Source organism: Brevundimonas sp. (assembly GCF_016742135.1).
GTDB lineage: Bacteria > Pseudomonadota > Alphaproteobacteria > Caulobacterales > Caulobacteraceae > Brevundimonas.
In genome coordinates, this window is record NZ_JACVCG010000002.1 from 1 (window position 1) to 25,336 (window position 25,336).

The 25,336-nt window shown below is 65.4% G+C and carries 38 protein-coding genes and 2 pseudogenes; 33 read left to right on the top strand and 7 right to left on the bottom strand.

The features are described from left to right. Nucleotides 1–383, top strand: a pseudogene (gene tuf, locus IBJ06_RS03440) (elongation factor Tu); the annotation flags it as partial. Between the two features lie 195 nt (nt 384–578). Beyond that, nucleotides 579–911, top strand: coding sequence for a hypothetical protein (locus tag IBJ06_RS03445; RefSeq protein ID WP_292157303.1), 333 nt, complete (start codon nt 579–581; stop codon nt 909–911). Here IBJ06_RS03445 and IBJ06_RS03450 read toward each other — a convergent pair. Genes IBJ06_RS03450 through IBJ06_RS03460 form a run of 3 tightly spaced genes read right to left on the bottom strand, consistent with a single transcriptional unit; the run spans nt 908 to nt 3,014 of the window. Beyond that, the gene (locus IBJ06_RS03450; RefSeq protein ID WP_292157305.1) at nt 908–2,026 is read right to left on the bottom strand and encodes a L,D-transpeptidase; all 1,119 of its coding nucleotides are present in this window, start codon (nt 2,024–2,026) and stop codon (nt 908–910) included. The genes IBJ06_RS03445 and IBJ06_RS03450 overlap by 4 nt on opposite strands. Before the next feature lie 56 nt (nt 2,027–2,082). Next, the gene (locus IBJ06_RS03455) at nt 2,083–2,853 is read right to left on the bottom strand and encodes an SGNH/GDSL hydrolase family protein (protein ID WP_292157307.1); all 771 of its coding nucleotides are present in this window, start codon (nt 2,851–2,853) and stop codon (nt 2,083–2,085) included. Then, entirely contained in the window at nt 2,853–3,014 is a 162-nt protein-coding gene (locus IBJ06_RS03460) for a hypothetical protein (protein ID WP_292157309.1), read from the bottom strand. Before IBJ06_RS03460 ends, IBJ06_RS03455 begins: the two co-directional genes overlap by 1 nt. Nucleotides 3,015–3,205: 191 nt before the next feature. Between IBJ06_RS03460 and IBJ06_RS03465 the strand changes: the two genes are divergently transcribed. The 31 genes and pseudogenes from IBJ06_RS03465 to rplQ all read left to right on the top strand — a co-directional run bounded on the left by IBJ06_RS03465 (nt 3,206) and on the right by rplQ (nt 21,584). Beyond that, a complete protein-coding gene (locus tag IBJ06_RS03465) occupies nt 3,206–4,354 on the top strand; it encodes a GNAT family N-acetyltransferase (protein WP_292157311.1) in 1,149 nt (382 codons plus the stop codon). Nucleotides 4,355–4,370: 16 nt separating this feature from the next. Beyond that, nucleotides 4,371–5,291: a cupin-like domain-containing protein gene (locus IBJ06_RS03470; RefSeq protein WP_292157313.1), complete on the top strand. Its 921-nt coding sequence runs from the start codon at nt 4,371–4,373 to the stop codon at nt 5,289–5,291. A gap of 71 nt (nt 5,292–5,362) precedes the next feature. Next, nucleotides 5,363–6,226: a DUF2807 domain-containing protein gene (locus tag IBJ06_RS03475; RefSeq protein WP_292157315.1), complete on the top strand. Its 864-nt coding sequence runs from the start codon at nt 5,363–5,365 to the stop codon at nt 6,224–6,226. A 289-nt stretch (nt 6,227–6,515) separates the two neighbouring features. Further along, nucleotides 6,516–6,821, top strand: a complete 306-nt coding sequence (rpsJ, locus tag IBJ06_RS03480) for a 30S ribosomal protein S10 (protein WP_003164367.1) — start codon at nt 6,516–6,518, stop codon at nt 6,819–6,821. A gap of 19 nt (nt 6,822–6,840) precedes the next feature. Then, complete coding sequence (rplC, locus tag IBJ06_RS03485) at nt 6,841–7,611, top strand: 50S ribosomal protein L3 (protein ID WP_292157317.1); 771 nt, start codon at nt 6,841–6,843, stop codon at nt 7,609–7,611. Continuing rightward, nucleotides 7,611–8,249 (top strand): 50S ribosomal protein L4, encoded by a 639-nt coding sequence (gene rplD, locus IBJ06_RS03490; RefSeq protein WP_292157318.1) that lies wholly within the window; start codon nt 7,611–7,613, stop codon nt 8,247–8,249. The genes rplC and rplD overlap by 1 nt, the downstream gene beginning before the upstream one ends. Then, nucleotides 8,249–8,554, top strand: a complete 306-nt coding sequence (locus IBJ06_RS03495) for a 50S ribosomal protein L23 (RefSeq protein ID WP_292157320.1) — start codon at nt 8,249–8,251, stop codon at nt 8,552–8,554. Before rplD ends, IBJ06_RS03495 begins: the two co-directional genes overlap by 1 nt. Before the next feature lie 4 nt (nt 8,555–8,558). Continuing rightward, nucleotides 8,559–9,392: a 50S ribosomal protein L2 gene (gene rplB / locus IBJ06_RS03500; protein WP_292157322.1), complete on the top strand. Its 834-nt coding sequence runs from the start codon at nt 8,559–8,561 to the stop codon at nt 9,390–9,392. A 2-nt stretch (nt 9,393–9,394) separates the two neighbouring features. Beyond that, entirely contained in the window at nt 9,395–9,673 is a 279-nt protein-coding gene (gene rpsS / locus IBJ06_RS03505; RefSeq protein ID WP_209120648.1) for a 30S ribosomal protein S19, read from the top strand. A gap of 3 nt (nt 9,674–9,676) precedes the next feature. Continuing rightward, entirely contained in the window at nt 9,677–10,057 is a 381-nt protein-coding gene (gene rplV, locus IBJ06_RS03510; RefSeq protein ID WP_123285854.1) for a 50S ribosomal protein L22, read from the top strand. Next, nucleotides 10,057–10,809 carry a 30S ribosomal protein S3 gene (gene rpsC / locus IBJ06_RS03515; protein WP_286692693.1) on the top strand — a complete coding sequence of 251 codons (753 nt, stop codon included), beginning with the start codon at nt 10,057–10,059 and terminating at the stop codon, nt 10,807–10,809. The genes rplV and rpsC overlap by 1 nt, the downstream gene beginning before the upstream one ends. Nucleotides 10,810–10,812: 3 nt before the next feature. Beyond that, nucleotides 10,813–11,253 carry a 50S ribosomal protein L16 gene (rplP, locus tag IBJ06_RS03520; RefSeq protein ID WP_209120646.1) on the top strand — a complete coding sequence of 147 codons (441 nt, stop codon included), beginning with the start codon at nt 10,813–10,815 and terminating at the stop codon, nt 11,251–11,253. Next, complete coding sequence (rpmC, locus tag IBJ06_RS03525) at nt 11,250–11,447, top strand: 50S ribosomal protein L29 (protein ID WP_292157331.1); 198 nt, start codon at nt 11,250–11,252, stop codon at nt 11,445–11,447. Before rplP ends, rpmC begins: the two co-directional genes overlap by 4 nt. Nucleotides 11,448–11,457: 10 nt before the next feature. Next, nucleotides 11,458–11,706, top strand: a complete 249-nt coding sequence (gene rpsQ / locus IBJ06_RS03530) for a 30S ribosomal protein S17 (protein ID WP_292157333.1) — start codon at nt 11,458–11,460, stop codon at nt 11,704–11,706. An 18-nt stretch (nt 11,707–11,724) separates the two neighbouring features. After that, the gene (gene rplN / locus IBJ06_RS03535; protein WP_123285849.1) at nt 11,725–12,093 is read left to right on the top strand and encodes a 50S ribosomal protein L14; all 369 of its coding nucleotides are present in this window, start codon (nt 11,725–11,727) and stop codon (nt 12,091–12,093) included. 2 nt (nt 12,094–12,095) lie between these two features. Continuing rightward, complete coding sequence (gene rplX, locus IBJ06_RS03540) at nt 12,096–12,404, top strand: 50S ribosomal protein L24 (RefSeq protein ID WP_292157337.1); 309 nt, start codon at nt 12,096–12,098, stop codon at nt 12,402–12,404. Further along, nucleotides 12,404–12,961 carry a 50S ribosomal protein L5 gene (gene rplE, locus IBJ06_RS03545; RefSeq protein ID WP_292157339.1) on the top strand — a complete coding sequence of 186 codons (558 nt, stop codon included), beginning with the start codon at nt 12,404–12,406 and terminating at the stop codon, nt 12,959–12,961. Before rplX ends, rplE begins: the two co-directional genes overlap by 1 nt. A gap of 19 nt (nt 12,962–12,980) precedes the next feature. Next, nucleotides 12,981–13,286, top strand: a complete 306-nt coding sequence (rpsN, locus tag IBJ06_RS03550; RefSeq protein ID WP_123285846.1) for a 30S ribosomal protein S14 — start codon at nt 12,981–12,983, stop codon at nt 13,284–13,286. A 13-nt stretch (nt 13,287–13,299) separates the two neighbouring features. Further along, nucleotides 13,300–13,698 (top strand): 30S ribosomal protein S8, encoded by a 399-nt coding sequence (rpsH, locus tag IBJ06_RS03555; RefSeq protein ID WP_292157342.1) that lies wholly within the window; start codon nt 13,300–13,302, stop codon nt 13,696–13,698. A gap of 1 nt (nt 13,699) precedes the next feature. Then, a complete protein-coding gene (gene rplF, locus IBJ06_RS03560; RefSeq protein WP_292157344.1) occupies nt 13,700–14,233 on the top strand; it encodes a 50S ribosomal protein L6 in 534 nt (177 codons plus the stop codon). A 3-nt stretch (nt 14,234–14,236) separates the two neighbouring features. Next, the gene (rplR, locus tag IBJ06_RS03565; protein WP_292157346.1) at nt 14,237–14,599 is read left to right on the top strand and encodes a 50S ribosomal protein L18; all 363 of its coding nucleotides are present in this window, start codon (nt 14,237–14,239) and stop codon (nt 14,597–14,599) included. Between the two features lie 11 nt (nt 14,600–14,610). After that, a complete protein-coding gene (gene rpsE, locus IBJ06_RS03570) occupies nt 14,611–15,219 on the top strand; it encodes a 30S ribosomal protein S5 (protein ID WP_123285842.1) in 609 nt (202 codons plus the stop codon). A 2-nt stretch (nt 15,220–15,221) separates the two neighbouring features. After that, nucleotides 15,222–15,416, top strand: a complete 195-nt coding sequence (gene rpmD / locus IBJ06_RS03575) for a 50S ribosomal protein L30 (RefSeq protein WP_292157350.1) — start codon at nt 15,222–15,224, stop codon at nt 15,414–15,416. 171 nt (nt 15,417–15,587) lie between these two features. Further along, nucleotides 15,588–16,034 (top strand): annotated as a pseudogene (rplO, locus tag IBJ06_RS03580) (50S ribosomal protein L15); the annotation flags it as partial. Between the two features lie 260 nt (nt 16,035–16,294). Then, nucleotides 16,295–17,680, top strand: coding sequence for a preprotein translocase subunit SecY (secY, locus tag IBJ06_RS03585; protein WP_292157352.1), 1,386 nt, complete (start codon nt 16,295–16,297; stop codon nt 17,678–17,680). A gap of 15 nt (nt 17,681–17,695) precedes the next feature. Next, nucleotides 17,696–18,262, top strand: coding sequence for an adenylate kinase (locus IBJ06_RS03590; protein ID WP_292157353.1), 567 nt, complete (start codon nt 17,696–17,698; stop codon nt 18,260–18,262). A 108-nt stretch (nt 18,263–18,370) separates the two neighbouring features. Then, on the top strand, nt 18,371–19,039 hold the full coding sequence (locus IBJ06_RS03595) for an energy transducer TonB (protein WP_292157355.1): 669 nt from the start codon (nt 18,371–18,373) through the stop codon (nt 19,037–19,039). 135 nt (nt 19,040–19,174) lie between these two features. Further along, nucleotides 19,175–19,543: a 30S ribosomal protein S13 gene (gene rpsM, locus IBJ06_RS03600; RefSeq protein WP_123285870.1), complete on the top strand. Its 369-nt coding sequence runs from the start codon at nt 19,175–19,177 to the stop codon at nt 19,541–19,543. A 16-nt stretch (nt 19,544–19,559) separates the two neighbouring features. After that, nucleotides 19,560–19,949: a 30S ribosomal protein S11 gene (gene rpsK, locus IBJ06_RS03605; RefSeq protein WP_209120471.1), complete on the top strand. Its 390-nt coding sequence runs from the start codon at nt 19,560–19,562 to the stop codon at nt 19,947–19,949. An 86-nt stretch (nt 19,950–20,035) separates the two neighbouring features. Beyond that, nucleotides 20,036–21,055 (top strand): DNA-directed RNA polymerase subunit alpha, encoded by a 1,020-nt coding sequence (locus IBJ06_RS03610; RefSeq protein WP_292157357.1) that lies wholly within the window; start codon nt 20,036–20,038, stop codon nt 21,053–21,055. Between the two features lie 109 nt (nt 21,056–21,164). After that, entirely contained in the window at nt 21,165–21,584 is a 420-nt protein-coding gene (gene rplQ, locus IBJ06_RS03615; protein WP_292157358.1) for a 50S ribosomal protein L17, read from the top strand. Between the two features lie 57 nt (nt 21,585–21,641). Here the strand turns inward: rplQ and IBJ06_RS03620 are convergent, their stop codons facing one another. From IBJ06_RS03620 to IBJ06_RS03635, 4 genes are read right to left on the bottom strand one after another with little or no spacing between them, the layout of a single operon-like run. Then, entirely contained in the window at nt 21,642–22,565 is a 924-nt protein-coding gene (locus IBJ06_RS03620; protein WP_292157359.1) for a hypothetical protein, read from the bottom strand. Between the two features lie 21 nt (nt 22,566–22,586). Beyond that, complete coding sequence (locus tag IBJ06_RS03625; protein WP_292157360.1) at nt 22,587–23,516, bottom strand: hypothetical protein; 930 nt, start codon at nt 23,514–23,516, stop codon at nt 22,587–22,589. Between the two features lie 3 nt (nt 23,517–23,519). Further along, nucleotides 23,520–24,401, bottom strand: coding sequence for a hypothetical protein (locus IBJ06_RS03630; RefSeq protein ID WP_292157362.1), 882 nt, complete (start codon nt 24,399–24,401; stop codon nt 23,520–23,522). Then, the gene (locus IBJ06_RS03635; RefSeq protein ID WP_292157364.1) at nt 24,385–25,299 is read right to left on the bottom strand and encodes an ABC transporter ATP-binding protein; all 915 of its coding nucleotides are present in this window, start codon (nt 25,297–25,299) and stop codon (nt 24,385–24,387) included. Before IBJ06_RS03635 ends, IBJ06_RS03630 begins: the two co-directional genes overlap by 17 nt. Nucleotides 25,300–25,336: the final 37 nt, after the last annotated feature.

Genomic DNA, 25,336 nt, shown 5'->3' on the forward strand with positions numbered 1-25,336 from the left:
AGGGCCAGGCGGGCGACAATGTCGGCGTGCTGCTGCGCGGCACCAAGCGCGAGGACGTCGAACGCGGCCAGGTGCTGTGCAAGCCGGGCTCGATCACCCCGCACACCAAATTCCTGGCCGAGGCCTACATCCTGACCAAGGAAGAGGGTGGCCGTCACACGCCGTTCTTCACCAACTACCGCCCGCAGTTCTACTTCCGCACGACGGACGTGACCGGCATCGTGCACCTGAAGGAAGGTGTGGAGATGATCATGCCCGGCGACAACGCCGAGCTGAACGTCGAGCTGATCACCCCGATCGCCATGGAAGAAAAGCTGCGCTTCGCCATCCGCGAAGGCGGCCGCACCGTCGGCGCCGGCGTGGTCTCCAAGATCACGGAGTAATCGTCGAAACGTGCCCCGTCCGCGACAAGCGCGGACGGCTGGCGGCGCCGGCGTGGTGTCGAAGATCACGGAGTAAAGGGCGCTAACGCTCGCGACGCGGTCGCTCGCTCCTTGAGCGCGGCGAGGAGAGCATAGGCCTGAGAAAAGACAGAACGGCCCCCGGAGCGATCCGGGGGCCGTTTTCGTTGGGGCAGGATGAAGCCGACCTATCCGACCACGCCTGATGGCCGATATTTCGTGGTGCGCGGCCGTCTGTGGCGCGCGACCAATCCTGCGCTGTCGACAGAGGAGAAGGCCCCTCTGGTCAAGGGGCTCATGGCCGCACGCCGCGAGGTGGGGCGCGCGCGAAAGGCGGGCGACCGCGAGGCGCTGGCTGCGGCCGGGCAGGCGGTCGACGCGGCCAAGGTCGCGCTGGGAGAACGCGGTCCGGTGTGGTGGACGGACGGGGCGCCAGACCTCAACCGGCATCTGGCGCGCACGACGCCCTATGCCGACTGGTACGCCAGCCTCGACCCGGCGGGGGCCTAGATAAACTCCACCGTAACGCCCGCCTCGACAGCGCCTGCCAGCTGTTCGACGTCCCAGTTGGTCAGGCGGACGCAGCCGCTGGAGGCGGTCTTGCCGATCTTGGCCGGATCGGCGGTGCCATGGATGCCGTAAGTGTCGCGCGACAGGCCGATCCAGACCGACCCGACCGGATTGTTGGGGCCCGGGGGCACGACGACTTTGCTGCCACCGTCGCCATAGGTGACCCGGGATGGGTCATAGGTGTAGTTGGGTCGCGGCGCGATGAGCTTGACCGTGTGGGTGCCGGACGGCGACGGCATCTCGCCGCTGCCGATGGTGGCGGGATAGAAGGCCAGCAGCGTGCCGTCGGCGTCAAAGGCGCGCAGGGAATTCTCCGCCTTGTTGATAACGATGCGGGCGACCTTGCCGTCAAGCGTGTTCGGGCCGGTCGAGGCGACCACGATGGTCTGGCCCGCGCGACCGAAATCGACGCCGGGGTTGAGGGCGTCGAGCAGGGCCTCGCTCATGTGGAATTTCTCGGCCAGCGCTTCGCGGGCGTCGGCATAACCGACCGTCTCGAGCTCGGCCATGGCGGCGATATCCTCAGGCACGGTGCCGATGAAGGGGCCGGCGACGTCAGTCCGGGTGACGGTGTAGTCGGTCAGCACCCGGTTGCTGTCGCCCGAGGTCAGCTGCTCGAACACTTCGGCGTCCAGTTCACCGGTCACCTCAAGGTCATTGGCCTCCTGGAAGGCGGCGATGGCCCGGCGCGTGTTCTCGCCGCCCAGCCCGTCGATGATGCCGGGGGAGAAGCGCGTCCGGTCCAGCAATATCTGGGCCCGCACCATGGCCGGATCCGGCCGCGCCTCGTCGGGCAGGGCCTCGGTGACCGCACCGCCGCGCTCCGATGAGTCGGCAGTCTGGCCGTCTCCGGGCGCGGTGCCTGCGTCTGCATTGGACGTGGGCGGGGTGACGGTCGCGGACTCGATCGACTGGCGCAGACGGGTCGCCTCATCCCGGGCCGGACTCGACGCCTCCGGTTGGGATCGTTCACGCGCGTCGTCACCACAGGCAGCCGTCGCTAGCAGGGGCAGGGCGGCAAGGAGGACAGCGGGGAGAGGGCGGCGAAGGATCATGAACAGGCTCCGGTGGAGGGCCCCTGTCCAACCCCGCAGGGCCGCCCGCGTTCCCCTCAGCGCAGCGCGTCTCCCAGACCCGCGACGGTGTTGGCGGCCCAGCAGGCATAGCCCGCGTCATTGAGATGCAGGTCGTCGGGGCCGACCCCGCCGCCCTCCAGACCAGTCCAGCCAGACATCGGACCGAAGCGCGGATCGACGGCATAGCCGTTCCGCCGTCCCAGATAGGCGATGGTGCCCGACACGGCGGCCAGGAGCGCATTGCGGCCCCGGAAACCCTCATTGTCCGTCTCTTCGGGCAGGCGCTGGGGGTCGATCAGCATGACGTCGACGCCTGCGGCACCGAGAATGTCCCGACCCCTGTCGAAATCCTGGACCACCGCTGCAACCGTCAGGTCGCGCAGCATGTCATTGGTGCCCAGCTGCCAGATCACCAGATGGGGGCGGGCGGCCTCGATCTCGGCCCGCAGGCGGTTGACCGTATCGGCGGTCGTCTCGCCGCCGATGCCCCGATTGACGACCGTGATGACGGCGTCGGGAAAGGCCTCACGCAGACCTGCCTCCACCAGCGGAACATAGCCGAGATCAGGCCTGCTGGCACCGACGCCCTCGATGCTGGAGGAGCCGACCGCCAGTATGGTCAACTGGCCGGCCCGAAGCGCGGCCCGGGTACGGTTCAGTCCGTCGTTTTCCTGAAAGCCGCCGGGAGAGATCGGGCAGGCCGCCGGAACGTCGAACGCCCGGATCGTCGAAGGGGCGAGGGCAGGGGCGCAGGCTCCAAGCGTCAAGACTGCCAGTACGGGAACGAAGATGTCGGCACGCCGCATCAATTCTGTTCGCCGGTGGCCGGATCGGTTTCGGTCTCGCCCGAATTGCTTGAGCCTTCTGCGCCACGGGGTTCGGTGGCCGGACGGGGCGGCTTGCCGTCTTCGTCGGGACGCAGGTCTTCGTTCTCAACGGCGCGGTTATCGGGGCGAGTGTCGGTCATGGGAGAGATCCTCTGAAGGCATAATCAGGGCTGTGAGCCTCCAACGCCCGAGGGTGCCCGACGGCTCCATCCGCCCCGGTGTCACTAATCCCGCGTTCACCATGGCTCTCAACTCCGATTCAAGGCTGTGGGGCTAGGCTGATGCGGAAGGGTGCGCGACCGGCGTGGCCATCGAGGCGGACAGGACGGGTATGCAGATGGGTCTGAGGGTCGAGATGCTGGGCGTCGATGCGCTGTCGGCGGATCATTGGGCGCTTTGGAACCAGATGCGTCTGGCCAATCCGGCGCTGTCCAGCCCCTATTTTCGACCCGAATTTACCCGCATTGCCGCAGAGGTGACGCCGGGCGCGCGGGTGGCGGTGCTGCACCGGGGCGGGGATGTGGTGGGCTTTTTTCCGCATCAGACGCGCGGCGGCGCGATCCAGCCGCTGGCGGCACCCCTGAACGATTACCATGGGATCATCAGTCTGCCCGAGACGGCTCCCACGTTGAACCATGTCGCGGACCTGCTGGGCGGCAACCGGCTGAACGTCAGTGGCTGGGTGGGTCCCGGCGGGGCGGGACAGGTGCGCGAGGCGGTCATGTCGGTCCTGCCGGAGGAGGGGTTTGAGCCCTGGTACGCCGAGCGGCGGACGACCCAGGGCAAGTATTTCAAGGACAAGGAACGCGCTCGCCGGAGTCTCGAGGCGGAACTGGGTCCCGTGCGGGTGGAACTGGGCCTGCGCGATCCCAAGCTGCTGACGAAGGTCATTGACCTGAAGCGTGACCAGTATCGCCGCAGCGGGCTGCACGATGTGTTCGCCTGCGGCTGGACGGTGCGACTGCTGGAAGCGCTGATGCGGGCAGATGGCGATTTCGGTGCGAGCATCGCGGCCCTGTGGGCGGGTGACAGGCTCTGCGCCCTGGAATATTCGCTTCACGCCGACAGCCATTATCACTTCTGGTTCCCGGCCTATGTGCCCGGTCTGGCGCGTTGTTCGCCGGGAGTCCTGCTGAGTCTCGATACGATGCGACAGGGCTCGAAGCTGGGCTATCGGGTGTTCGACTTCGGCTTTGGCGGCGAGCATTACAAGAAGTATTTCTGCAATGCGTCGCAGAGCCTGCACGAGGCGGTGATCCACAAGCCCGGCCTTTCGGCGGCGCTCGGGGATGCCGCGGTTGCGACCCTGGAGACCCTGGTCGGTGCCGGGCGAGGGGAGGCGCTGCGAACCAGTCTGCGACGTCGCTGGTCGGCTATCGAGGCCTGTGAGGTGGATGGTCTGGCGCGCGCCCGTGGCCTGGCCGTCGCGGCCCGGGCGGCGCTCAGGAAAACGCCCGACATCCTGACCGCCTCGGCCTGATCGCCCGGAGAGAGCCATGCTGCAGAAGACCGCCGGTACACGCTACACCGGTCCGATCCGGAAAGCCGATGTGCACCCCCATGCGCTGGTCGACCGGGGATTTGCCTCTGACGAGGCGCTCGCCGCCCTGCTGGACCGCTACCCCGCCGAGCTGTTCGATATCAACCTGTATGACTATGACGAGGACGGCCAATCGCGCCTGCGCACGGGCGCACGCGGTCAGCTGTCGGGTGTCGAACTGCTGGAGGCGATCAAGCAGGGGCGGCTTTGGGTCAATCTGCGTTCGGTCGAGCGGGGCTGGCCCGAGCTGTGGCAGGCGGCCATGGGTGAGTTCGCCGCCATTCAGACGCGGTATCCCGGCCTGAGGGCCGTCCGCAATGCCGGGCAGCTGATCCTGTCGTCGCCCAAGGCACGGGTGCCCTATCATTTCGATGCGGCCGGTGTGGTGCTGTTCCACCTGCGGGGGCGCAAGCGGGTATTCGTGTATCCGGGGGATGAGTTGCACCTGCCCGAGATCGCCATGGAACAGGTGGTTGCCCGCCAGACGACCGAGGAAGTGCCCTATACGCGCAGCTTTGAAGCCGATGCCCAGGTCGTCGATCTGGAGCCGGGGCAGGCGCTGACCTGGCCCTTCTATGCGCCGCACCGGGTCGAGAATCTGGATCGGTTCTGCGTGTCCCTGTCGATGGACTTCCAGACCTGGCCGACCCGGTTCCGCAACGGGGCCCTCTATGCCAATGCCGTGGCGCGGGCACGGGGCCGGCAGCCGCGCTCGACCGATAGTCTCGGCACGGTGGGCCTGGCCGCCCGCTGGGCCGCCTCGCTGGCGTTCAGGAAGCTGAACCTGATGCCGGACCAGATCGCCCGGTTTGAACGCGACTTTGAGCCCCAGGTGGGGGCGGTCGACGGGGCGGGTTCCATTAATTCGAGGTCATGACCTCGAGTTAAAATGACAGGGCTGGCGGCAGGGCGCATCCTTTCCTCACCTTGGGAAAGGGAGGAACACCCATGAAAACCGCACTCATCCTGTCCGCCGCCCTGCTGTCGACGACCGCGCTGGGCGGCACGGCCCAGGCCCAGGACGTCCAGATCGAAAACGCCGTCGCCCGGGTCATCGTCCTGGTCGAGGATCGAAGCGATGTCGCGGTCGAGATCGAACGGGGCCGCGCAGACCTGCCGGTACCCACAGTGCGCCAGCGAGGCCGCCGGATCGAGGTCAACGGCAACCTGCCCCGCCGTGCCATCCGGAACTGTCGCTCGGGGCCCGCCGGCGCGCGACAGCCGGGAGAGGGGGCCTCCGTCGATCTGCGCAACATCGGTCGGGTCGATCTGGAGGAGGCCCCGCTGATCGTCGTGAGAACGCCCCGCACGGTCGACGTGAGCGCCTCGGGTGCCGTCTTCGGCACCATCGGTCGGGGGGCCAGGACTGTGGAATTCGGCAACGGTGGGTGTGGGGACTGGACCATTGCCAATGTCGACGGGACACTGGACCTGTCGATGGGCGGATCGGGCGACGCCGTGGTCGGCACATCCGACAGACTGAAGATCGCCATCGGAGGGTCCGGCAATGTGAGAGCAGGAGCGACCCGCGATCTGGATGTCTCCATCGGTGGCTCCGGCGACGTGGAGGTGGCCGGTGTGAACGGTCCGGTCAAACTGGCCGTGGGCAGTTCCGGCGAGTTGCTGGTGCGCGGCGGGACTGCTCCCCGGATGAATATCTCCATCGCGGGTTCCGGAGATGTCGAATTCAGGGGGACGGTCGGCGATCTGAGCGTATCGATTGCGGGATCGGGTGATGTCCGGGTGTATGAGGTCACGGGCCAGGTGAACCGCGCCGTGCTCGGCTCGGGCGACATTCGCATCGGTCGCTGAAATCCGGGGATTCCGCCCTTGACGCAGGCGGAATCGAACGGCATAAGCCCCCACTCTTGTTGGACCGGCTGTGCACTTCGCGTGAGTATGAAGTGCAGACGCGGTTCGCAGGAACGACCTGAGACCCTGTTCTTTGCAGCGATCCAGGACTTAAACGGCCTTCGCGGGTAACTGCGTGGGCCGCTCGTTTTTGCGGACGTGCGTACTCTGAGGGCTTCGGCCTGAAGGCTCCGGTCTTTGAAATGGTTCACAGGGACGCAGGTTCGCCTGCTTGGGAAATACGACCGATATGGATCAAAGCATCCGCATCAGGCTCAAGGCCTTCGATCATCGCGTCCTCGACTTTTCGACGCGCGAAATCGTCAACACTGCCAAACGCACGGGTGCGACTGTTCGCGGTCCCATCCCGCTGCCGACCCTGATCGAAAAGTTCACCGTGAACCGCTCGCCGCACGTCGACAAGAAGTCGCGCGAGCAGTTTGAAATCCGCACGCACAAGCGTGTCCTCGATATCGTCGACCCCACTCCGCAGACCGTGGACGCGCTCATGAAGCTCGACCTGTCCGCCGGCGTGGACGTCGAGATCAAGATTTAAGAAGAAGAGGCGGGATCCGATGCGCAAAGACGCGCAAAGAACGGGCGTGATCGCCAAGAAGCTGGGAATGACGCGTATCTTCGCTGAAGATGGCGCGCATGTCCCTGTGACCGTGCTGCAGCTGGATGGTTGTCAGGTCGTGGGTCAACGCACCAAGGACCGGGACGGCTATGTCGCCCTGCAACTGGGTGCCGGTGCCCGCAAGGCCAAGAAGACCAACAAGGCCCAGCGGACTGTGTTCGCCAAGGCTGAGGTCGAGCCCAAGCGCATCGTCAGCGAATTCCGCGTGTCGGAAGACGCGCTGCTGGACGTCGGTGCCGAGCTGACGGCGGACCACTTCATCGCCGGTCAGACCGTGGACATCCAGGGCCAGACCATCGGTAAGGGTTTCGCCGGTGCCATGAAGCGCTGGAACTTCGGCGGTCTGCGGGCCACCCACGGTGTCTCGGTCTCGCACCGTTCGCACGGTTCGACGGGTAACCGTCAGGATCCGGGCAAGACCTTCGCCGGCAAGAAGATGGCGGGTCACCTGGGTCAGGAAACCGTCACCCTGCAGAACCTGACTGTGTTCCGCGTCGACGCCGACCGTGGCCTGATCCTGATCAAGGGCGCTGTCCCGGGTCACGACGGTAGCTACGTCAAGGTTCGCGACTCCATCAAGAAGGCCCGTCCGGCCGACGCTCCGTTCCCCGGTGCCGTGAAGTCGGCCAAGGCCGCTGCTGAAGCGCCTGCCGAGACCCCGGCCGAGGACGCGCCCGTCGCCGAGACCCAAGAAGGCGGTGAAGCGTAATGAAGCTCTCGGTCATCAAACTCGACGGCAAGGCCTCGGGCGATGTGGAGCTGTCGGATGCCGTGTTCGGCATCACCGACATCCGCGGAGACCTGCTGGCCCGCTATGTGAACTGGCAGCTGGCCAAGCGCCGCGCCGGTACCCACAAGGTCCAGACGCGCAACGAAAACTCGCGCACCGGCAAGAAGATGTACAAGCAGAAGGGAACCGGCGGCGCCCGTCACGGTTCGCGTCGCGCCCCGCAGTTCGTCGGTGGTTCGCGCGCCTTCGGCCCGGTCGTTCGCGACCACGGCTTCTCCCTGCCCAAGAAGGTCCGTGCCCTGGCCCTGCGCCACGCCCTGTCGTCCAAGGTCGTCTCGGGCGACCTGATCGTGGTCGACAGCGTCTCGGTCAAGGAACCCAAGACCGCCAAGCTGCGCGAGCAGTTCGGCAAGCTGGGCTGGACCAAGGCCCTGATCATCGCCGGTCCGGAAGTCGACGCCGGCTTCGGTCTGGCGGCGCGCAACATCCCGCACATCGACGTGCTGCCGAATGCCGGCCTGAACGTCTATGACATCCTGCGGGCCGACAAGCTGGTGCTGACCAAGGCCGCCGTCGAGGCGATCGAGGCGCGCTTCTCTGAGAAGGAGGCCGCATAATGGCCGGCGCTCAACCCACCGCCAAACACTACGACACCATCCTGTCGCCGATCATCACCGAGAAGGCGACGATCCTGTCCGAGCAGAACAAAGTCGTCTTCCGCGTCGCCGACAAGGCCTCGAAGGACGAGATCGCCGCGGCGGTCGAAAGCCTGTTCAAGGTCAGCGTCGTCAAGGTCAACACCCTGGTCCAGAAGGGCAAGACCAAGCGCTTCCGCGGCATTCAGGGCCGTCGGGTCGACATCAAGAAAGCGATCGTGACGCTGGCCGAGGGCCAGTCGATCGACGTCACCACGGGGCTCTGAACCAATGGCTCTGAAGACATATAATCCGACGTCGCCGGGCCGCCGCGCCCTGGTGCTGATCGACCGTTCGGAGCTCCACAAGGGGCGTCCGGAGAAGTCGCTGACCGAAGGCCTGACCAAGTCGGGCGGTCGCGGTGCCGGTGGTCGTATCGCCGTCCGCTTCCGCGGCGGTGGTGCCAAGACCCTGTACCGCAAGATCGACTTCAAGCGTCGCAAGTTCCAGTCGGCGACCGTCGAGCGCCTGGAGTACGATCCGAACCGGACCGCCTTCATCGCCCTCATCACCTATGAGGACGGCGAAAAGGCCTACATCATCGCGCCGCAACGCCTGAAGGCGGGCGACACGGTGGTCGCCGGCGAAAAGACCGACGTGAAGCCGGGCAACGCCATGCCGCTGCGCTCGATGCCTGTGGGGACGATCATCCACAACATCGAGATGAAGCCGGGCAAGGGCGCCCAGCTGGCCCGTTCGGCCGGGGCCTATGCCCAGCTGGTCGGCCGCGACGCCGGTTACGCCCAGATCCGTCTGGGGTCGGGCGAGCTGCGCATGGTGCTGGACGGCTGCATGGCCACGGTGGGCGCGGTGTCGAACCCCGACCACATGAACCAGAACCTGGGCAAGGCCGGCCGCAAGCGCCACATGGGCTTCCGTCCGCACGTCCGCGGTGTCGCCATGAACCCGATCGACCACCCGCACGGTGGTGGTGAAGGTCGGACCTCGGGCGGCCGTACGCCGGTCACGCCCTGGGGCAAGGACACCAAGGGCACCCGCACCCGCAAGAACAAGGCCACGGACAAGTTCATCATCCGTAGCCGCCACGTTAAGAAGGCTCGCTAAAGATGGCCCGCTCCTCCTGGAAAGGCCCGTTCGTCGACGGGTATCTGCTGAAGAAGGCCGAGGCCGCGCAAGCGTCGGGCCGCAAGGACGTGATCAAGACCTGGTCGCGTCGTTCCACCATCCTGCCTCAGTTCGTCGGTCTGACGTTCGGCGTGCACAACGGCATGAAGCACGTGCCGGTGTCGGTGTCCGAAGAAATGGTCGGCATGAAGTTTGGCGAGTTCTCCCCGACCCGGTCCTTCCCGGGCCACGCGGCGGACAAGAAGGCCAAGAGGAAGTAACCGATGGCCCAGACCAAAAATCCCCGTCGCGTGTCGACGACCGAGGCCCGCGCCAAGCTGGTCAACGTTCGCATCAGCCCGCAGAAACTGAACCTGGTGGCCCAGTCTATCCGTGGCCTGCCGGTTCAGAAGGCGCTGAACGAGCTGGAATTCAGCCGCAAGCGCATCGCGACCGACGTCCGCAAGGTCCTGTACTCGGCCGTTTCCAACGCCGAGAACAACCACAACCTGGACATCGATAACCTGATCGTTGCCGAGGCCTTCGTGGGCAAGAACCTGGTGATGAAGCGTTTCGCGAGCCGCGCTCGTGGTCGCTCGTCGCGTATCCTGAAACCGTTCAGCGAGATCACCATCGTGGTCCGTGAAGCCGGCGAGGCCGCCTGATGGGTCAGAAAATCAATCCGATCGGGCTCCGGCTCGGTGTCAACCGCACCTGGGACAGCCGCTGGTTCGCCGGCGGCCAGGAATACGCCAAGCTGCTCCACCAGGACCTGAAGCTGCGCGAGTGGCTGCGTGAGCGCCTGTCGGGTGCCGGCGTGTCGCGGATCATCATCGAGCGTCCGCACAAGAAGTGCCGCGTGACGATCTATGCCGCCCGTCCGGGTGTCGTGATCGGCAAGAAGGGCGCCGACATCGAGAAGCTGCGCAAGGACATCGCCGCCATGACGGACGGCGAGGTTCACCTGAACATCGTCGAGGTCCGCAAGCCGGAAGTCGATGCCCAGCTGATCGCCGAGAACATCGCCCAGCAGCTGGAGCGCCGCGTGGCCTTCCGCCGCGCCATGAAGCGCGCCATGCAGTCGGCCATGCGTCTGGGTGCCAAGGGCGTCCGGATCAACGTCTCGGGCCGCCTCGGCGGTGCCGAAATCGCCCGGATGGAATGGTACCGCGAAGGCCGTGTGCCGCTGCACACCCTGCGCGCCGACATCGATTACGGCGTGTACGAAGCGAAGACCACCTACGGCATCATCGGTGTCAAGGTGTGGGTCTTCAAGGGTGAGGTGCTGGAGCACGACCCGATGGCCCAGGACAAGCGTTGGGCCCAGGAAGCTGCCGGTCCGTCGTCGAATGAAGGCCGCGAGCGTGGCCCCCGCGGTGATCGCGGCCCGCGCCGTGACCGGGGACGTGAGAGCTAAGTCATGCTGCAACCGAAGAAGACCAAATATCGCAAGGCCTTCAAGGGCCGCATCCATGGCTCGGCCAAGGGTGGCTTCTCGCTGAACTTCGGCTCCTATGGCCTGAAGACGCTGGAGCCGGAACGCATCACGGCGCGTCAGATCGAGGCGGCCCGCCGCGCGATCACCCGCCAGATGAAGCGCCAGGGCCGCGTCTGGATCCGCGTCTTCCCGGACGTGCCGGTTTCCGGCAAGCCGGCCGAAGTCCGGATGGGCAAGGGCAAGGGCGCCGTGGACCACTGGGCGGCACGCTGCCACCCGGGCCGGATCCTGTTTGAAATCGACGGCGTGCCGGACGACATCGCCCGCGAGGCGCTGCGTCTGGGTGCTGCCAAGCTGCCGGTCCGCACCAAGGTGGTCACCCGCCTGGATGCCGGCATCGGCCACACGGAGCAAGCGGCATGACCAAGATCGCCGACCTGCGGGCCCTGACGCCCGACCAGCTGTCCGACGAGCTGCTCAAGCTCAAGAAGGAACAGTTCAATCTGCGCTTCCAGGCGGCCACCGGCCAGCTGGAGAAAACCCACCGCGTGGGTGAAGTGCGCAAGGACATCGCCCGCATCTCGACGCTTCTGCGCCAGAAGCAGGCTGCGGCTTAAAGGAACGAAGATGCCGAAACGAATTCTCGAAGGCGTGGTCGTCTCCGACAAGGGCGACAAGACGGTCGTCGTCAAGGTCGAGCGCACCCTGCTGCACCCGGTCCTGAAAAAGACCGTCCGTCTGTCCAAGAAGTATCACGCCCACGACGAAGCGAATGCCCTCAAGGTCGGTGACCTGGCCCGCATCGTCGAGTGTGCCCCGAAGTCCAAGCTGAAGCGCTGGGAAGTCGTCTCCGACTCCCCCGCCTCGGCTTCGTAAGAAGAAGGATCGGATCCCATGATCCAGATGCAAACTAACCTGGAGGTGGCCGACAATTCGGGCGCTCGCCGGGTCATGTGCATCAAGGTGCTGGGCGGCGCGAAGCGTCGCTACGCCTCGGTTGGTGACACCATCGTCGCCTCGGTCAAGGAAGCGATTCCGCGCGGCCGGGTGAAGAAGGGTGACGTCGTGCGCGCCATCGTCGTCCGGACGGCCAAGGACATCCAACGCAAGGATGGCTCGGTTATCCGTTTCGACAAATCGGCCGCCGTGATCGTCAACAAGCAGAACGAGCCGGTCGGCACCCGCATCTTCGGCCCGGTTCCGCGCGAGCTGCGCGCCAAGAACCACATGAAGATCATCTCGCTGGCTCCGGAGGTCCTGTAACCATGGCCGCCAAGATCAAATCGGGCGACACCGTCGTCGTCCTGACCGGCAAGGACAAGGGACGCACCGGCAAGGTGCTGAAGGTTCTGCCGACCGAAAATCGCGTCGTCGTGCAAGGCATCAACATGGTTCAGCGCCACACGCGCCCGACCCAGGCTGATCCGCAAGGCGGCATCAAGAACAAGGAAGCCTCGCTTCACCTGTCGAACGTCGCGATCGCAGACGCCAACGGCAAGGCGACCCGCGTGGGCTTCCGGGTGGAAAACGACCAGAAGGTCCGCTTCGCCAAGACGACGGGAGACGTCATCTGATGGCCGACACCAAATACACCCCGCGCCTCAAGGGCGAGTATAACGACCGTATCAAGAAGGTGATGTCCGAAAAGTTCGGCTACACCAACCCGATGCAGATGCCCAAGCTGGACAAGATCGTCCTGAACATGGGTATCGGTGAAGCCGTGGCCGACTCCAAGAAGGCGAACGCCGCCCTCAAGGATCTGACCGCGATCGCCGGTCAGAAGGCCGTGCCGACCAAGGCCCGTAACTCCATCGCCGGCTTCAAGCTGCGCGAGGGCATGGTCATCGGTGGCAAGGTCACGCTGCGCGGCGACCAGATGTACGAGTTCCTGGACCGTCTGATCACGATCGCCCTGCCGCGCGTGAAGGACTTCCGGGGCCTGAAGGGCACCTCGTTCGACGGTCGTGGCAACTATGCGATGGGTCTGAAGGAGCACATCGTGTTCCCGGAGATCAACTACGACCAGATCGACCAGATGTGGGGCATGGACATTATCGTCTGCACCACGGCCGAAACGGATGAAGAGGCCAAGGCTCTCCTCACCGAATTCAAATTCCCGTTCGTGAACTGAGCGGGAAAGGAAAAGCACAATGGCTAAGAAAAGCGCCGTAAACCGGAACGAGCACGTCAAGCAGCTTGTTGCGAAGTATGCCGCGAAGCGGGCCGCCCTCAAGGCGACCGCCAACGATGAATCGCTGCCGCTGGAGGAACGCTTTGAAGCGCGCCTCAAGCTGGCCGCTCTGCCGCGCAACTCCGCGCCCAGCCGTATCCGCAACCGCTGCGAGGTGACGGGCCGCCCGCGCGCCTATTACCGCAAGCTCAAGATGAGCCGTATCGCGCTGCGCGAACTGGGCAACAAGGGTCAGATCCCCGGCCTGACCAAGTCGAGCTGGTAAGGGGAAGAACGCCATGATGATCAATGATCCCCTGAGCGACATGATCGCTCGCATCAAGAACGCCGCGACCCGCAAGCGTTCCAAGGTGCTCACCCCCGCCTCGCGTCTGCGCCAGCGCGTCCTCGACGTGCTGAAGGACGAGGGCTACATCCGCGGCTATTCGCTGGTCCAGAACCCCGGCGAATTCCCGCAGTTCGAGATCGAGTTGAAGTACTTCGACGGCCAGCCGGTCATCGCCGAGATCAGCCGCGTGTCCAAGCCGGGCCGCCGCGTCTATTCGGCGATCAGCGACCTGAAGCCGATCAAGAACGGCCTCGGCATCTCGATCCTTTCGACTTCCAAGGGCGTCATGTCCGACACGGCTGCCCGCGACGCCAACGTCGGCGGCGAAGTCCTCTGCAGGGTCTACTAAGATGTCCCGTATCGGTAAGAAAACCATCGCCATCCCGAAGGGTGTGACCGTCAACCTCGACGGCCAGACCATCGTGGTGAAGGGTCCCAAGGGCGAACGCTCCTGGACCGTGGCTGAAGAGATTGAAATCACCCAGGGTGATGACGGCCTCAGCCTCGCGCCGCGCGCGGACACCCAGCGTGCCCGTGCCATGTGGGGTCTGTCGCGCACCCTGGTCGACAACATGGTCACCGGGGTCACCGAAGGCTTCGAGCGCACCCTGGAACTGGTCGGCGTCGGCTATCGTGCCGCGCTGAAGGGCCAGTCGCTGTCGCTGCAGCTCGGCTTCTCGCACGAGATCGACATCGCTCCGCCGGCCGGCATCACCTTTGCCGTGCCCAAGCAGACCGAAGTGAAGATCTCGGGCAATGACAAGCAGGCCGTCGGTCAGATCGCCGCCGTTATTCGCAAGCTGCGTCCGCCGGAACCCTACAAGGGCAAGGGTGTGCGCTATGCGGGCGAGACCGTCCGGCGCAAGGAAGGCAAGAAGAAGTAAGTCATGGCCACTACGCTCAAACAGAATGCCAAGCGTCGCGCCGAGCGCACCCGTCGCCGTCTCAAGGCGGTGGCCAACGGTCGCATGCGCCTGTCGGTCTATCGGTCGGACAAGAACATCTCGGCCCAGATCATCGACGACGCCAACGGCGTCACCCTGGTTTCAGCCTCTTCGCTGGAAGGCGAGAAGGGCAAGAAGCAGAAGGGTTCCGACACCGCCGCTGCGGCGCGTATCGGCAAGCTGATCGCCGACCGCGCCAAGGAAAAGGGCGTCACCGACGTCGTTTTCGATCGGGGCGGCTACATCTATCACGGTCGGGTGAAGGCGCTGGCGGATGCCGCGCGTGAAGCCGGCCTGAACTTCTAAGGAACCGCAGCATGGCGCATCAACCCCAACGCGGCGGCGGCGGCAACGATCGCAATCGTCGTGACAACCGCAACGCACCCCAGGCCGAGGGTCCGGACTCGGACATCATCGAAAAGCTGGTTCACATCAACCGCGTCGCGGCCACTGTGAAGGGCGGCCGCCGGTTCTCGTTCGCGGCCCTGATGGTCGTCGGCGACGGCAAGGGCCGCGTCGGTTTCGGTCACGGCAAGGCGCGCGAAGTGCCGGAAGCCATCCGCAAGGCGACGGAAGAAGCCAAGAAGACCATGATCCGCGTTCCGCTTCGCGAGAACCGCACCCTGCACCACGACGGCAACGGCCGCTGGGGCGCCGGCAAGATCATGGTGCGTTCGGCCCCTCCCGGCACCGGCGTGATCGCGGGCGGCCCGATGCGGGCCGTTCTGGAAACCCTGGGCGTGCAGGACGTGGTCGGCAAGTCGACCGGTTCGTCCAACCCGTACAACATGATCCGTGCCACCTTTGAAGCGCTGAAGGTCCAGTCCTCGCCGCGCCAGATCGCGTCCAAGCGCGGCAAAAAGGTCGCGGATCTGATGGGACGTCGCAATGACGGTGCCTCGGCACCGGAAGCCGTCGAGAGCTGATCATGGCCAAGAAAGACACCGCAACCGTCACCATCCGCCAGACCGGCAGCCCGATCCGCCGCAAGTCGGATCAGCGCGCCACCCTGATGGGCCTGGGTCTGAACCGCATGGGTCGGGAATCGACCCTGGAAGACACCCCGGCCGTCCGTGGCATGATCGCCAAGGTCCGCCACATGGTCGAAGTGGTCGAAAAATAAGCGAATTCGCTACGTGAAGTGGCGAGTGGTGAGTGGCGTGTGGCGAGTAGGCAGGGGGTCGGTTCAACCGATTTTGCTTGACTCGGCACTCATCACTCGCCACTCGCCACTTTCTTTTTTCAACGCCGAGTCTGGCCGTGCCAGGCGCTAGCACCCGAAAGGATCAGGCACATGAAACTGAACGAAATCCGTGACAACGAAGGCGCTCACAAGAAGCGCATGCGCGTCGGCCGGGGCCCCGGTTCCGGCAAGGGCAAGACCTCGGGCCGCGGCGTCAAGGGTCAGAAGTCGCGGACGGGCGTCAGCCTGCTGGGCTTCGAGGGCGGCCAGATGCCGCTGTACATGCGCATGCCCAAGCGCGGCTTCAACAATCCGAACGCGCTCAAGCTGGCGGAAGTGAATCTGTGGCGTCTGCAGGACGCCGTGGATGCCGGCAAGCTGGACGCCAAGACCGAGATCAACGGCGACGCCCTGGTGGCCGCCGGTGTGCTGCGTCGCGTCAAGGACGGTGTGCGCCTGCTGGGTACCGGTGAACTGAAGGCCAAGCTGAACCTGGTCGTCTGGTCGGCCTCGGCCGGCGCGGTCAAGGCCATCGAGGCCGCCGGCGGCTCGGTCGTCCAGCAGCGAATTGAGGCCGAAGAGAAGGCCAAGGCTCGGGTCGAAAAGCGCAACGCGGCCAAGGGCAAGGCCCCCGCGCCGAAGACCCCCAAGGGCGACGCCAACAAGGTGTCGGCCCGGTCCCGCCGCCAGGCGGCGGACAAGGCCGGAAAATAAACCCGCCGGGGCGGTCTCGCTAAGAGGCCGCCCTTCGCCTATCTGGGAATGGGCATCCGGTCGCGCGCGGCCGGTCATGGACTGAAACGTCGGGGTAAACCGCTATGGCTTCGGCCGCCGAACAACTTGCTGCCAATATGAACATCGGCTCGTTCGCGAAAGCGACCGAGCTGCACAAGCGTCTGCTCTTCACGCTGGGCGCGCTGCTGGTCTACCGGATCGGGACGTTCGTGCCGATCCCCGGAATCAATTCCGAGGCCTTCCTGCAGTTCTTCCAGAACCCCGATGGCCAGCGCGGCATCCTGGACATGTTCAACATGTTCTCGGGCGGGGCGGTCGAGCGGATGGCGGTGTTTGCCCTGAACGTCATGCCGTACATCTCGGCGTCGATCATCGTGCAGCTGATGGGGGCGGTCTATCCGCCCTGGGAAAAGCTGAAGAAGGAAGGCGGCGAGGCCGGCCGCAAACAGCTGAACCAGTACACCCGCTATCTGACCGTGCTGCTGGCACTGATGCAGTCGTTCGGCATTGCCATCGGCCTGAACGGCCAGGCCAATCTGGTCGATGCGCCCGGCATCTTCTTCATCGTCTCGACCGTCGTCAGCCTGACCGGCGGCACCATGTTCCTGATGTGGCTGGGTGAGCAGGTGACGGCGCGCGGTGTCGGCAACGGCATCTCGCTGATCATCTTCGCCGGTATTGTCGCGGTCCTGCCGTCCAGCGTCGCGCGCCTGCTGGGCCTGGCCCAGCAAGGTCAGATGTCGGCCTTCCTGCTGCTGTTCCTCGGCGCACTCGCGATCGCCACCGTCGTCTTCATCGTCTTCATGGAGCGTGCCCAGCGGCGCTTGCTGATCCAGTATCCGAAGCGTCAGGAAGGCAACCGCATGGCCGGTGGCGAGCGCAGCTTCCTGCCGCTCAAGGTCAATGCCGCGGGCGTCATTCCGCCGATCTTCGCGTCGTCCCTGCTGCTGCTGCCGGCGACCGTGGCCCAGATGACGGCCAATGCGGATCTGCCCTCGTGGATGGGGTGGCTGCCGTTCGTCACCGCCCAGATGTCGCACGGCCAGCCGTTGTTCATGGCGCTGTACGCCTTCCTGATCATCTTCTTCTGCTTCTTCTACACCTCGATCACCTTCAACCCCGAGGACACGGCCGATAACCTGCGCAAGTACGGCGGATTCCTGCCGGGTATCCGTCCGGGCAAGCGCACGGCGGAATATCTGGACTATGTGCTGACCCGCCTGACGGTGATCGGCGCGGCCTACATCACCGCTGTCTGTCTGCTGCCGGAGTTCCTGGCCAGTTCGCTGGGCGGGCTGCTGTTCGGCGGTACCTCGATCCTGATCGTGGTGTCCGTGACCATGGATACGGTGGCGCAGATTCAGTCGCACCTGCTGGCGCATCAGTATGAGGGGCTGATCAAGAAGGCCAAGCTGCGTGGACGCGGTGGCGGTGGACGGGGTGGCATGCCGGCGCCCGCGCGCCGCTAGGCCAGGGGGAAACGCATGAACCTGATCCTGTTCGGACCGCCGGCGGCGGGCAAGGGCACGCAGGCCAAGCGGCTGGTCGAGACGCGGGGCATGGTGCAGCTGTCGACCGGCGACATGCTGCGCGCCGCAATCGCCTCCGGCTCCGAGCTCGGCCAGACGGTCAAGGGGATCATGGAACGTGGCGAACTGGTCACGGACGAGATCGTGGTGGCTCTGATCGAGGCGCGGCTGGATGAGGCCGAAGCTGCGGGCGGCGCCATTTTCGACGGCTTTCCCCGCACCGTGGCCCAGGCAGAGGCCCTGGATGCCATGCTGACCCGTCGCGGTTCGACCATCGACCGGGTGGTGCGCCTGAAGGTCGATGACGAGGCGCTCAAGGCCCGTATCGCCCAGCGCTATGCCGAACAGGGGCGTCCGGACGACAATCCGGACAGCTTCCGCGTGCGGCTGGAGGCCTACAATCGCCAGACCGCCCCGCTGCTTCCCTACTATGAGGGGCAGGGCAAGCTGGTCGAGATCGACGGTATGGCGTCGATCGATGTCGTTGCCGGGGCTATCGACGCGGTTCTGGCCGACGGCTGATCGCGACAGGCGACCGAAGCGGGTTTCGGGCGTTAAGCTGGGCCGATGGGCCTGTCCTTTTCTTCTCTGACCGCCAGACAGCGCCGGGTCTCGCGCTGGGGCGGAGCCATGGCTGTGGTCCTGGTCCTGCACGGCCTGATCCTGCTTGCCCTTAGTCGTTCGACACCGGCCCCGCCCGCAGCACCGCTGAGAATCGTCGACGTCTTCCTCTATGCGCCCGAGCCGCCCCCTCCGCCGCCGCCTCCGCCGACCGAGCCGGCCGCCGCGACCGGGGGAGGGGCTCCGGCCAGTCCATCCGTAATCCATCAGCCGCCCGAGCCGCCGCCCGAGTTGGAGCGCGAGTTGGTCGCCCCGCCTGAGCCGGCACCGGAGCCCACCCCTCAGGTGGGTATTGCGCCGCTTCCGACCCCTACGCCCGGGCAAGGGCTGGGCGGGCAGGGGACAGGCACGGGAACCGGCACGGGCGAGGGTTTCGGTCCGGGCAGCGGCAGCACCCCGGCGCGTCTTGTCGTCGGGCCGACCCTCGACCAGATCCGCGCGCACCATCCCGCCAATGCCCGGAGCCGCTACGGGCGTGTTGAATTATCCTGCATTATCCGTCTGGATGAGCGGCTGGAGGCCTGTCAGGTGGTCAGCGAGTCCCCTCCGGGGCTGGGATTTGGCCAGGCGGGCCTGGTCGTGTCACAATATTTCCGGTTCCGACCGCCGTCTGAAGGCGGCAGGCCCCAGCCGGGCCGCCGCATCGTGGTAGGAATTGACTTTGGGCGTCCCCGTTGACGCCCATCGGTCCGCCAACCATTGACGCAAGCTGAATCCCCTGTATAAGGCCCGCTTCCGCGAAGGGCGCGACACGCTCCTGGTCTGTTGACCGGAGCGGTTTCTGCGTCTGGAAACGCGTTATTGGAGATATTCGTGGCCCGTATCGCTGGCGTCAACATTCCGACCAACAAGCGCGTTGTCATCGCGCTTCAGTACATTCATGGCATCGGCCCCGCCGCCGCCCGTGAAATCACCGAGAAGGTGGGCATCGAGGCCGCGCGCCGGGTCAATGACCTGACCGACGCCGAGGTCCTGCAGATCCGCGAGACGATCGACGCCGACCACACGGTCGAGGGCGACCTGCGCCGCGAAACCTCGATGAACATCAAGCGCCTGATGGACCTGGCCTGCTATCGCGGCCTGCGTCACCGCAAGGGCCTGCCGGTCCGCGGCCAGCGCACCCACACCAATGCCCGCACCCGCAAGGGTCCGGCCAAGCCGATCGCCGGCAAGAAGAAGTAAGAGAAAGAGCTGATCGATGGCCAAGGACACGGGTCGCGTCAAACGCCGCGAGCGCAAGAACATCACCTCGGGCGTGGCGCATGTGAATGCCAGCTTCAACAACACCATGATCACCATCACCGACGCCCAGGGGAATGCGATTTCCTGGTCCTCGGCCGGTCACATGGGGTTCAAGGGCTCGCGCAAGTCGACCCCGTATGCGGCGCAGATGGCCGCTGAGGACGCCGGCAAGAAGGCCGCAGAGCATGGCGTGAAGACGCTTGAAGTGAACGTCTCGGGCCCGGGTTCCGGCCGTGAATCGGCCCTGCGCGCCCTGCAGGCCGTCGGGATGACCATCACGACCATCCGTGACGTCACGCCGATGCCGCACAACGGTTGCCGTCCGCCCAAGCGCCGCCGCGTCTAAGGCCCGCTGAAGCATTCTTTTCCCGTTGGTCGGGTGGTTCGCAGTCGCGGATCTTCCAGATCGACGAAACCCGTTCGAGGGACCCTATGATCGAAAGAAACTGGCAAGAGCTGATCCGTCCCGAGAAACCGCAAATCGAGACCGGCACCGACCCGCTGCGCAAGGCGCGCCTGGTGGCCGAACCTCTCGAGCGCGGTTTCGGTGTGACGCTCGGCAATGCCCTGCGCCGCGTGCTGCTGTCGTCGCTGCAAGGCGCTGCGGTGACCGCCATCCAGATTGACGGTGTGGTTCACGAGTTCTCGTCGCTGGAAGGCGTGCGCGAGGACGTGGTCGACATCGTGCTGAACATCAAGCAACTGGCGCTGCGCATGCACTCGGAAGGTCCGAAGCGCATGATGCTGAAGGCGACCGGCCCCGGTCCGGTGACCGCCGGTCAGATCGAGGTGCCCCACGATATCGAGGTTCTGAACCCCGACCACGTGCTGTGCACCCTGGATGACGGCGCCTCGGTGCGCATGGAACTGACCGTCCAGAACGGCAAGGGCTATGTCGCTTCGGAAGCCAACCGTCCGGAAGACGCGCCGATCGGCCTGATCGCCGTCGACGCCCTTTATTCGCCGGTCAAGCGCGTCGCCTACCGCGTCGAGCCGACCCGTCAGGGCCAGTCGCTGGACTATGACAAGCTGATCATGGAAGTGGAGACCAACGGCGCGGTCTCGCCGGTCGATGCCGTGGCCTATGCCTCGCGCATTCTTCAGGACCAGCTGCAGATCTTCATCACCTTCGACGAGCCGAAGGCCGTGGTCGAACAGTCGGACGGCAAGCCCGAGCTGCCGTTCAACCCGGCCCTGCTTAAGAAGGTCGACGAACTGGAACTGTCGGTCCGCTCGGCCAACTGTCTGAAGAACGACAACATCGTCTACATCGGTGACCTGATCCAGAAGACCGAGGGCGAAATGCTTCGTACCCCGAACTTCGGTCGCAAGTCGCTGAACGAGATCAAGGAAGTGCTGGCGACCATGGGCCTCAGCCTGGGCATGGATGTGCCCAACTGGCCGCCGGAAAACATCGAAGACCTGGCCAAGAAGTTCGACGACCAGATCTGAGTTCAACCCCTCCGCCCCCGGCCAGACGGCTGACGGAGCGGTTAGAAGGAAAAGGCCCAGGCCCGCCACGGAAATGTGCGGGAACCGGGACTGAGTAGGAGAGACCCCGATGCGCCACGGCGCCGCCTATCGCAAGCTCGGTCGCACGACCAGTCACCGCCAGGCCATGTTCGCCAACATGGCGGCCTCGCTGATCAAGCACGAGCAGATCACCACGACCCTGCCCAAGGCCAAGGAGCTTCGCCCCTTCGTCGAGAAGCTGGTGACCCTGGCCAAGAAGGGCGACCTGCACGCCCGTCGTCAGGCCATCAGCCAGGTGCGTGACGTGCCCCAGGTCGGCAAGCTGTTCGAGACCATCGGACCGCGCTATGCCGACCGCAACGGTGGCTACATCCGCATCATGAAGGCTGGATTCCGTCACGGCGACAATGCCGCCATGGCCGTCATCGAGTTCGTGGATCGCGACACGTCGGCCAAGGGCCAGGACTCGGGCCCCGTGTTCAGCAGCGACGACGACGCCGAAGACTAGGGCGCCCTCAGCGGCGGATGGATTTGAAGGGCGGTGGAGTGATCCACCGCCCTTTGTCTATTCAGCTTCGAGGGTGTCGGTGTCCGCGTCTCGCTGGGCCTGACGGCGTTCGCGGAACATCAGGGAGGCCACGGCACCAGTCTGCTGATTGGGGTGGCGCTGGTTCATCTCGGAGCCATAGAGCGCCTCAAGATAGTCCTGATCCCAGTCGGTCAGTCCAAAGGCGATGTTCGGGTTGTCAATAACATTGAGGATGGTCGGAAAGCCCGAGATCTCGGCATCCGGATCGACCTGGGCGAAGGTGACCATGGCGACGAAGTCGGCCAGCTGCCTGAAGCTGAGCCCCTCGGCCTGATCGACGTCGATGATCACATAGGCGCGCAGCAGCCGGCTGGTGATCGGCGTCGTCAGGCGGCTCCCCCAGCTGTTGATCATTGGCGGGTCCATGCCCGGCAGGGCAACGGCGGGGCGACCGGTGTCCCGGGTGACTGGCATACTGACGTGCCACCAGCGCACGGGGCTGTCGCGGGTCTGGAAGATTTCCAGCTGGGACGCCGGCCGTGCCGCGCCGGAATAGCGGGGTCGGAATGCGTTGGGACTGCGTTCGACCATCGCTCTCGCCAGGGTGGGGGCATCGTCGGTCGCGATGATCAGGACGTTCGGGCTGCACCCTGGCTCACCAACGGTCAGATTGAGACCCAACGCGACCTCGGAGATCCGGTCTGCCATGGCCTGGGCGACATCGCCGCGCAGATTGACCACACCCACGCAGATACCCCATCGTTCATCCCAGCGGGCCGGGCCCCAGCCGGTTGCAGGGGCCGTGACGACGTCGACGAAGGTCTCGACCTGTTCGCGCAGAGGCATGCCCAGCACCACGATATCCTCGACCGTGGTCTCGGGTGTCTCCTGCGCGTGGGCAAACGAGGAGACCAGACCGGCAAGAAGGGCGACAGCGATGCCGGTGCATGAGAGGCGCATGACTGTTACCCCAAAGGTTGATCACTCACCCTCAGCTTCGTCCAATTTGACTTCGCTGTCATCTTCGGCGCGCCTGCGCTCGCGGAACATCAGGGCAGCTACGGCCCCGGACTGGGCATTGGGATTCCGCTGGTTCAACTCGGCCCCGTAGAGAGAGCCCAGGTAAGACTGGTCCCAGTCTGTGAGACCGTAGGCGATATTCGGGTTGTCGAAGACATTGAGAATGGTCGAAAAACCGCTGAGGTCAGCGTCGGGGTCGACCTGGGCAAAGGCGACCATGGCGACATAGTCGGCCAGTTGCTGAAAGCTGACGCCCTCAATCTGGTCGATGTCGATGATCACATAGGCGCGCATCAGGTCGTTCTGGATCAGGGTCGTCAAGCGGCTGCTCAAAGCCCTGACGCGCGCAGGAGGGTAACCGGGCAGGCTGACCGCTATCCGTCCTGTCTCACTATGGACCGGCATGCTGATATGCCACCAGCGCACCGGTCGGTCCGTCTCTATGAAGCGCCGCAGCTGCAGTCGGGAGCGGGAGGACCCGGCATAGGGCGGGCGAAACGCATTGGGGCTGCGCTCGACAAGGGCTGCGGTGAGAGTGGGCGCATCGTCGGTAGCAATGATCAGCACATTGGGACTGCAGCCCGGCTCACCGATGGGCAGGCCGAGCTCCAGCGCCACCTCTGACACCCGGTCGACCATGGCCTGGGCCGCATCGCGCTGCAGATTGACCACGCCGACGCAGATGCCGGACCGCGCACTCCAGCGGGCCGGCCCACGCCCGTGCGGTGGAGCGACCACGGTATCGGCAAAGGTTTCGACCTGCTCACGCAAGGGCGTGCCGAGGACCACGATGTCCTCGACCGGGGTCTCGGGCGTCTCCTGTGCCCGGGCGAGACCCGGCACCGCGCAGGCGAGGGCGAGCAGGGCGGCGACCGAAACCCTCGACCTCACGGTCTACTCCTTCGACAGATCCTGGCGGTTGAACCAGGCGATGGCACCGGCGGCGGGCAGGAGGGTCCAGAGGGCGATGCTGATCCACGCCCTCACAGGTACATGGTCGGCCACGGCCGCGGCGGCCTCGCCTCCGCGCACGAGGTTCTTGATCGAGTCCAGCGCACCGCCCGGATTGATCAGGATCGACAGCCAGCTGTCGGGCATGAAGCCCATCGGCGGCAACACCTGCATCGGCAGGAAGAACTGGGCGATCCCCAGAACCAGCGGCACGAACAGGGCCACCAGCAGCGAGCGGGTCATGACGGCCGCCAGCAGACCGACCATGGTAAACTGCAGGATCCGCAGCAGCGACAGCCCTGCCAGCAGGAAGAACTGGCCTACATCCCCCGCGTCCATGGTGAAGGTCAGCCCCCGGTCGAAGACGGCGGCCTGGATCAGGTCGCTGAGGGTGCCCGAGATCAGCATGGCCAGCATGGCGACCAGAGACAGGCCGGTGACGACGGCCAGCTTTCCCAGCAGCAGGTTCGGCCGCGTGTTGCGCGCGCTGATCAGGCGCCAGGTCTCCCAGCGATAGTCACCGGCATAGACGGTGGCCGCCCCGATCAGGATGAACAACAGCACCAGTGCGTTGGACAGGTTGCCCGCGTTGGTGACCATGGCCTGGCCCAGATCCAGCGGGGTGGTGGCCATCATCTGGGTCAGTTCGGGCGGAGCCTCGGGGTCGGCGGCCAGCTTGGTGGCATTGGCGTCGATCACGAAGCTGCTGATGGCGCCCATGATGAGCATCAGGATCGGTGCGAAGAAAACGCTCCAGAACCAGGTCGTGCGGCTTTTGGAGAGGCGGAAGGCTTCCGCGCGGATGGCATCAGCCCACATGGTCATGCTCCGGCGTCTGGATGGAACCCGTCTCGGTGAAAAAGACGCTCTCAAGGTCGGTGCCGACCCAGCGCGCCTCGTCGATGTCGATGCCCTGTTCGACCAGGGCGCGGATCAGGGCCGGGCCTTCGGTGCGGGCCACATTGGCGAGAAGGGCGGCGCCGTCCACCGTGCCGCGATCGCCCAGAAGGGTGGTGGCCTTGTCCAGCGGCGAGACCGACAGGCGCAGGCGCTCGCCCGTGGTGGTCAGCTCGGACACCGTGCCCTCGCGGACCAGCCTGCCCTTGTTGAGAATGGCGACGCGGTCGCAGACGCGCTGCACCTCCAGCAACTGGTGGCTGGCCAGCACGACCGTCAGGCCGTCGTCATGCGCCAGACTGCGGATCAGGGCGCGCATTTCCTGAATACCGGGCGGATCCATGCCGCTGGTCGGCTCATCCAGAATGATCAATTCCGGCTCAGTGATCAGGGCGGCGGCGACGCCGAGCCGTTGCAGCATGCCGACCGAAAAGCCGCGGACCCGGCGGTCTGCGGCCTCGGTCAGGCCGACCCGCTCCAGCCAGCGATCGGTGCGCGTCGTGTCGGACGTCAACCCATGGGCCAGTGACAGCCAGGTCAGCACCTGGCGCGCGCTCATGTACGGCGGATAGCGCGGCGTCTCGATCATCGAGCCCATCCGCCGCATGGCCCGGGGGTCGCGGATGGCCCCGCCCATGACGGTGGCCTCACCCTCCGTGGGTGCGATCAGGCCCAGCAGGATCCGGAACAGGGTGGACTTGCCGGCCCCGTTCGGTCCCAGCACGCCATAGACGCCGCCCTTGGGAATGGTCAGGCTGAGACCATCCAGGGCTCTGACCGTGCTATAGGTCTTGGTAAGATTGCGGGTTTCGATGACTGCGTTCATGCCGGGAGGGTGGACCGGCGGAGCGCCTTGCCGCAAG

Coding starts and splice junctions, on each gene's coding strand:
- IBJ06_RS03445 (WP_292157303.1), top strand. CDS start 579: ATGAAGCCGACCTATCCGACCACGCCTGATGGCCGATATTTCGTGGTG.
- IBJ06_RS03450 (WP_292157305.1), bottom strand. CDS start 2,026: ATGATCCTTCGCCGCCCTCTCCCCGCTGTCCTCCTTGCCGCCCTGCCC.
- IBJ06_RS03455 (WP_292157307.1), bottom strand. CDS start 2,853: ATGCGGCGTGCCGACATCTTCGTTCCCGTACTGGCAGTCTTGACGCTT.
- IBJ06_RS03460 (WP_292157309.1), bottom strand. CDS start 3,014: ATGACCGACACTCGCCCCGATAACCGCGCCGTTGAGAACGAAGACCTG.
- IBJ06_RS03465 (WP_292157311.1), top strand. CDS start 3,206: ATGCAGATGGGTCTGAGGGTCGAGATGCTGGGCGTCGATGCGCTGTCG.
- IBJ06_RS03470 (WP_292157313.1), top strand. CDS start 4,371: ATGCTGCAGAAGACCGCCGGTACACGCTACACCGGTCCGATCCGGAAA.
- IBJ06_RS03475 (WP_292157315.1), top strand. CDS start 5,363: ATGAAAACCGCACTCATCCTGTCCGCCGCCCTGCTGTCGACGACCGCG.
- rpsJ (WP_003164367.1), top strand. CDS start 6,516: ATGGATCAAAGCATCCGCATCAGGCTCAAGGCCTTCGATCATCGCGTC.
- rplC (WP_292157317.1), top strand. CDS start 6,841: ATGCGCAAAGACGCGCAAAGAACGGGCGTGATCGCCAAGAAGCTGGGA.
- rplD (WP_292157318.1), top strand. CDS start 7,611: ATGAAGCTCTCGGTCATCAAACTCGACGGCAAGGCCTCGGGCGATGTG.
- IBJ06_RS03495 (WP_292157320.1), top strand. CDS start 8,249: ATGGCCGGCGCTCAACCCACCGCCAAACACTACGACACCATCCTGTCG.
- rplB (WP_292157322.1), top strand. CDS start 8,559: ATGGCTCTGAAGACATATAATCCGACGTCGCCGGGCCGCCGCGCCCTG.
- rpsS (WP_209120648.1), top strand. CDS start 9,395: ATGGCCCGCTCCTCCTGGAAAGGCCCGTTCGTCGACGGGTATCTGCTG.
- rplV (WP_123285854.1), top strand. CDS start 9,677: ATGGCCCAGACCAAAAATCCCCGTCGCGTGTCGACGACCGAGGCCCGC.
- rpsC (WP_286692693.1), top strand. CDS start 10,057: ATGGGTCAGAAAATCAATCCGATCGGGCTCCGGCTCGGTGTCAACCGC.
- rplP (WP_209120646.1), top strand. CDS start 10,813: ATGCTGCAACCGAAGAAGACCAAATATCGCAAGGCCTTCAAGGGCCGC.
- rpmC (WP_292157331.1), top strand. CDS start 11,250: ATGACCAAGATCGCCGACCTGCGGGCCCTGACGCCCGACCAGCTGTCC.
- rpsQ (WP_292157333.1), top strand. CDS start 11,458: ATGCCGAAACGAATTCTCGAAGGCGTGGTCGTCTCCGACAAGGGCGAC.
- rplN (WP_123285849.1), top strand. CDS start 11,725: ATGATCCAGATGCAAACTAACCTGGAGGTGGCCGACAATTCGGGCGCT.
- rplX (WP_292157337.1), top strand. CDS start 12,096: ATGGCCGCCAAGATCAAATCGGGCGACACCGTCGTCGTCCTGACCGGC.
- rplE (WP_292157339.1), top strand. CDS start 12,404: ATGGCCGACACCAAATACACCCCGCGCCTCAAGGGCGAGTATAACGAC.
- rpsN (WP_123285846.1), top strand. CDS start 12,981: ATGGCTAAGAAAAGCGCCGTAAACCGGAACGAGCACGTCAAGCAGCTT.
- rpsH (WP_292157342.1), top strand. CDS start 13,300: ATGATGATCAATGATCCCCTGAGCGACATGATCGCTCGCATCAAGAAC.
- rplF (WP_292157344.1), top strand. CDS start 13,700: ATGTCCCGTATCGGTAAGAAAACCATCGCCATCCCGAAGGGTGTGACC.
- rplR (WP_292157346.1), top strand. CDS start 14,237: ATGGCCACTACGCTCAAACAGAATGCCAAGCGTCGCGCCGAGCGCACC.
- rpsE (WP_123285842.1), top strand. CDS start 14,611: ATGGCGCATCAACCCCAACGCGGCGGCGGCGGCAACGATCGCAATCGT.
- rpmD (WP_292157350.1), top strand. CDS start 15,222: ATGGCCAAGAAAGACACCGCAACCGTCACCATCCGCCAGACCGGCAGC.
- secY (WP_292157352.1), top strand. CDS start 16,295: ATGGCTTCGGCCGCCGAACAACTTGCTGCCAATATGAACATCGGCTCG.
- IBJ06_RS03590 (WP_292157353.1), top strand. CDS start 17,696: ATGAACCTGATCCTGTTCGGACCGCCGGCGGCGGGCAAGGGCACGCAG.
- IBJ06_RS03595 (WP_292157355.1), top strand. CDS start 18,371: ATGGCTGTGGTCCTGGTCCTGCACGGCCTGATCCTGCTTGCCCTTAGT.
- rpsK (WP_209120471.1), top strand. CDS start 19,560: ATGGCCAAGGACACGGGTCGCGTCAAACGCCGCGAGCGCAAGAACATC.
- IBJ06_RS03610 (WP_292157357.1), top strand. CDS start 20,036: ATGATCGAAAGAAACTGGCAAGAGCTGATCCGTCCCGAGAAACCGCAA.
- rplQ (WP_292157358.1), top strand. CDS start 21,165: ATGCGCCACGGCGCCGCCTATCGCAAGCTCGGTCGCACGACCAGTCAC.
- IBJ06_RS03620 (WP_292157359.1), bottom strand. CDS start 22,565: ATGCGCCTCTCATGCACCGGCATCGCTGTCGCCCTTCTTGCCGGTCTG.
- IBJ06_RS03630 (WP_292157362.1), bottom strand. CDS start 24,401: ATGACCATGTGGGCTGATGCCATCCGCGCGGAAGCCTTCCGCCTCTCC.
- IBJ06_RS03635 (WP_292157364.1), bottom strand. CDS start 25,299: ATGAACGCAGTCATCGAAACCCGCAATCTTACCAAGACCTATAGCACG.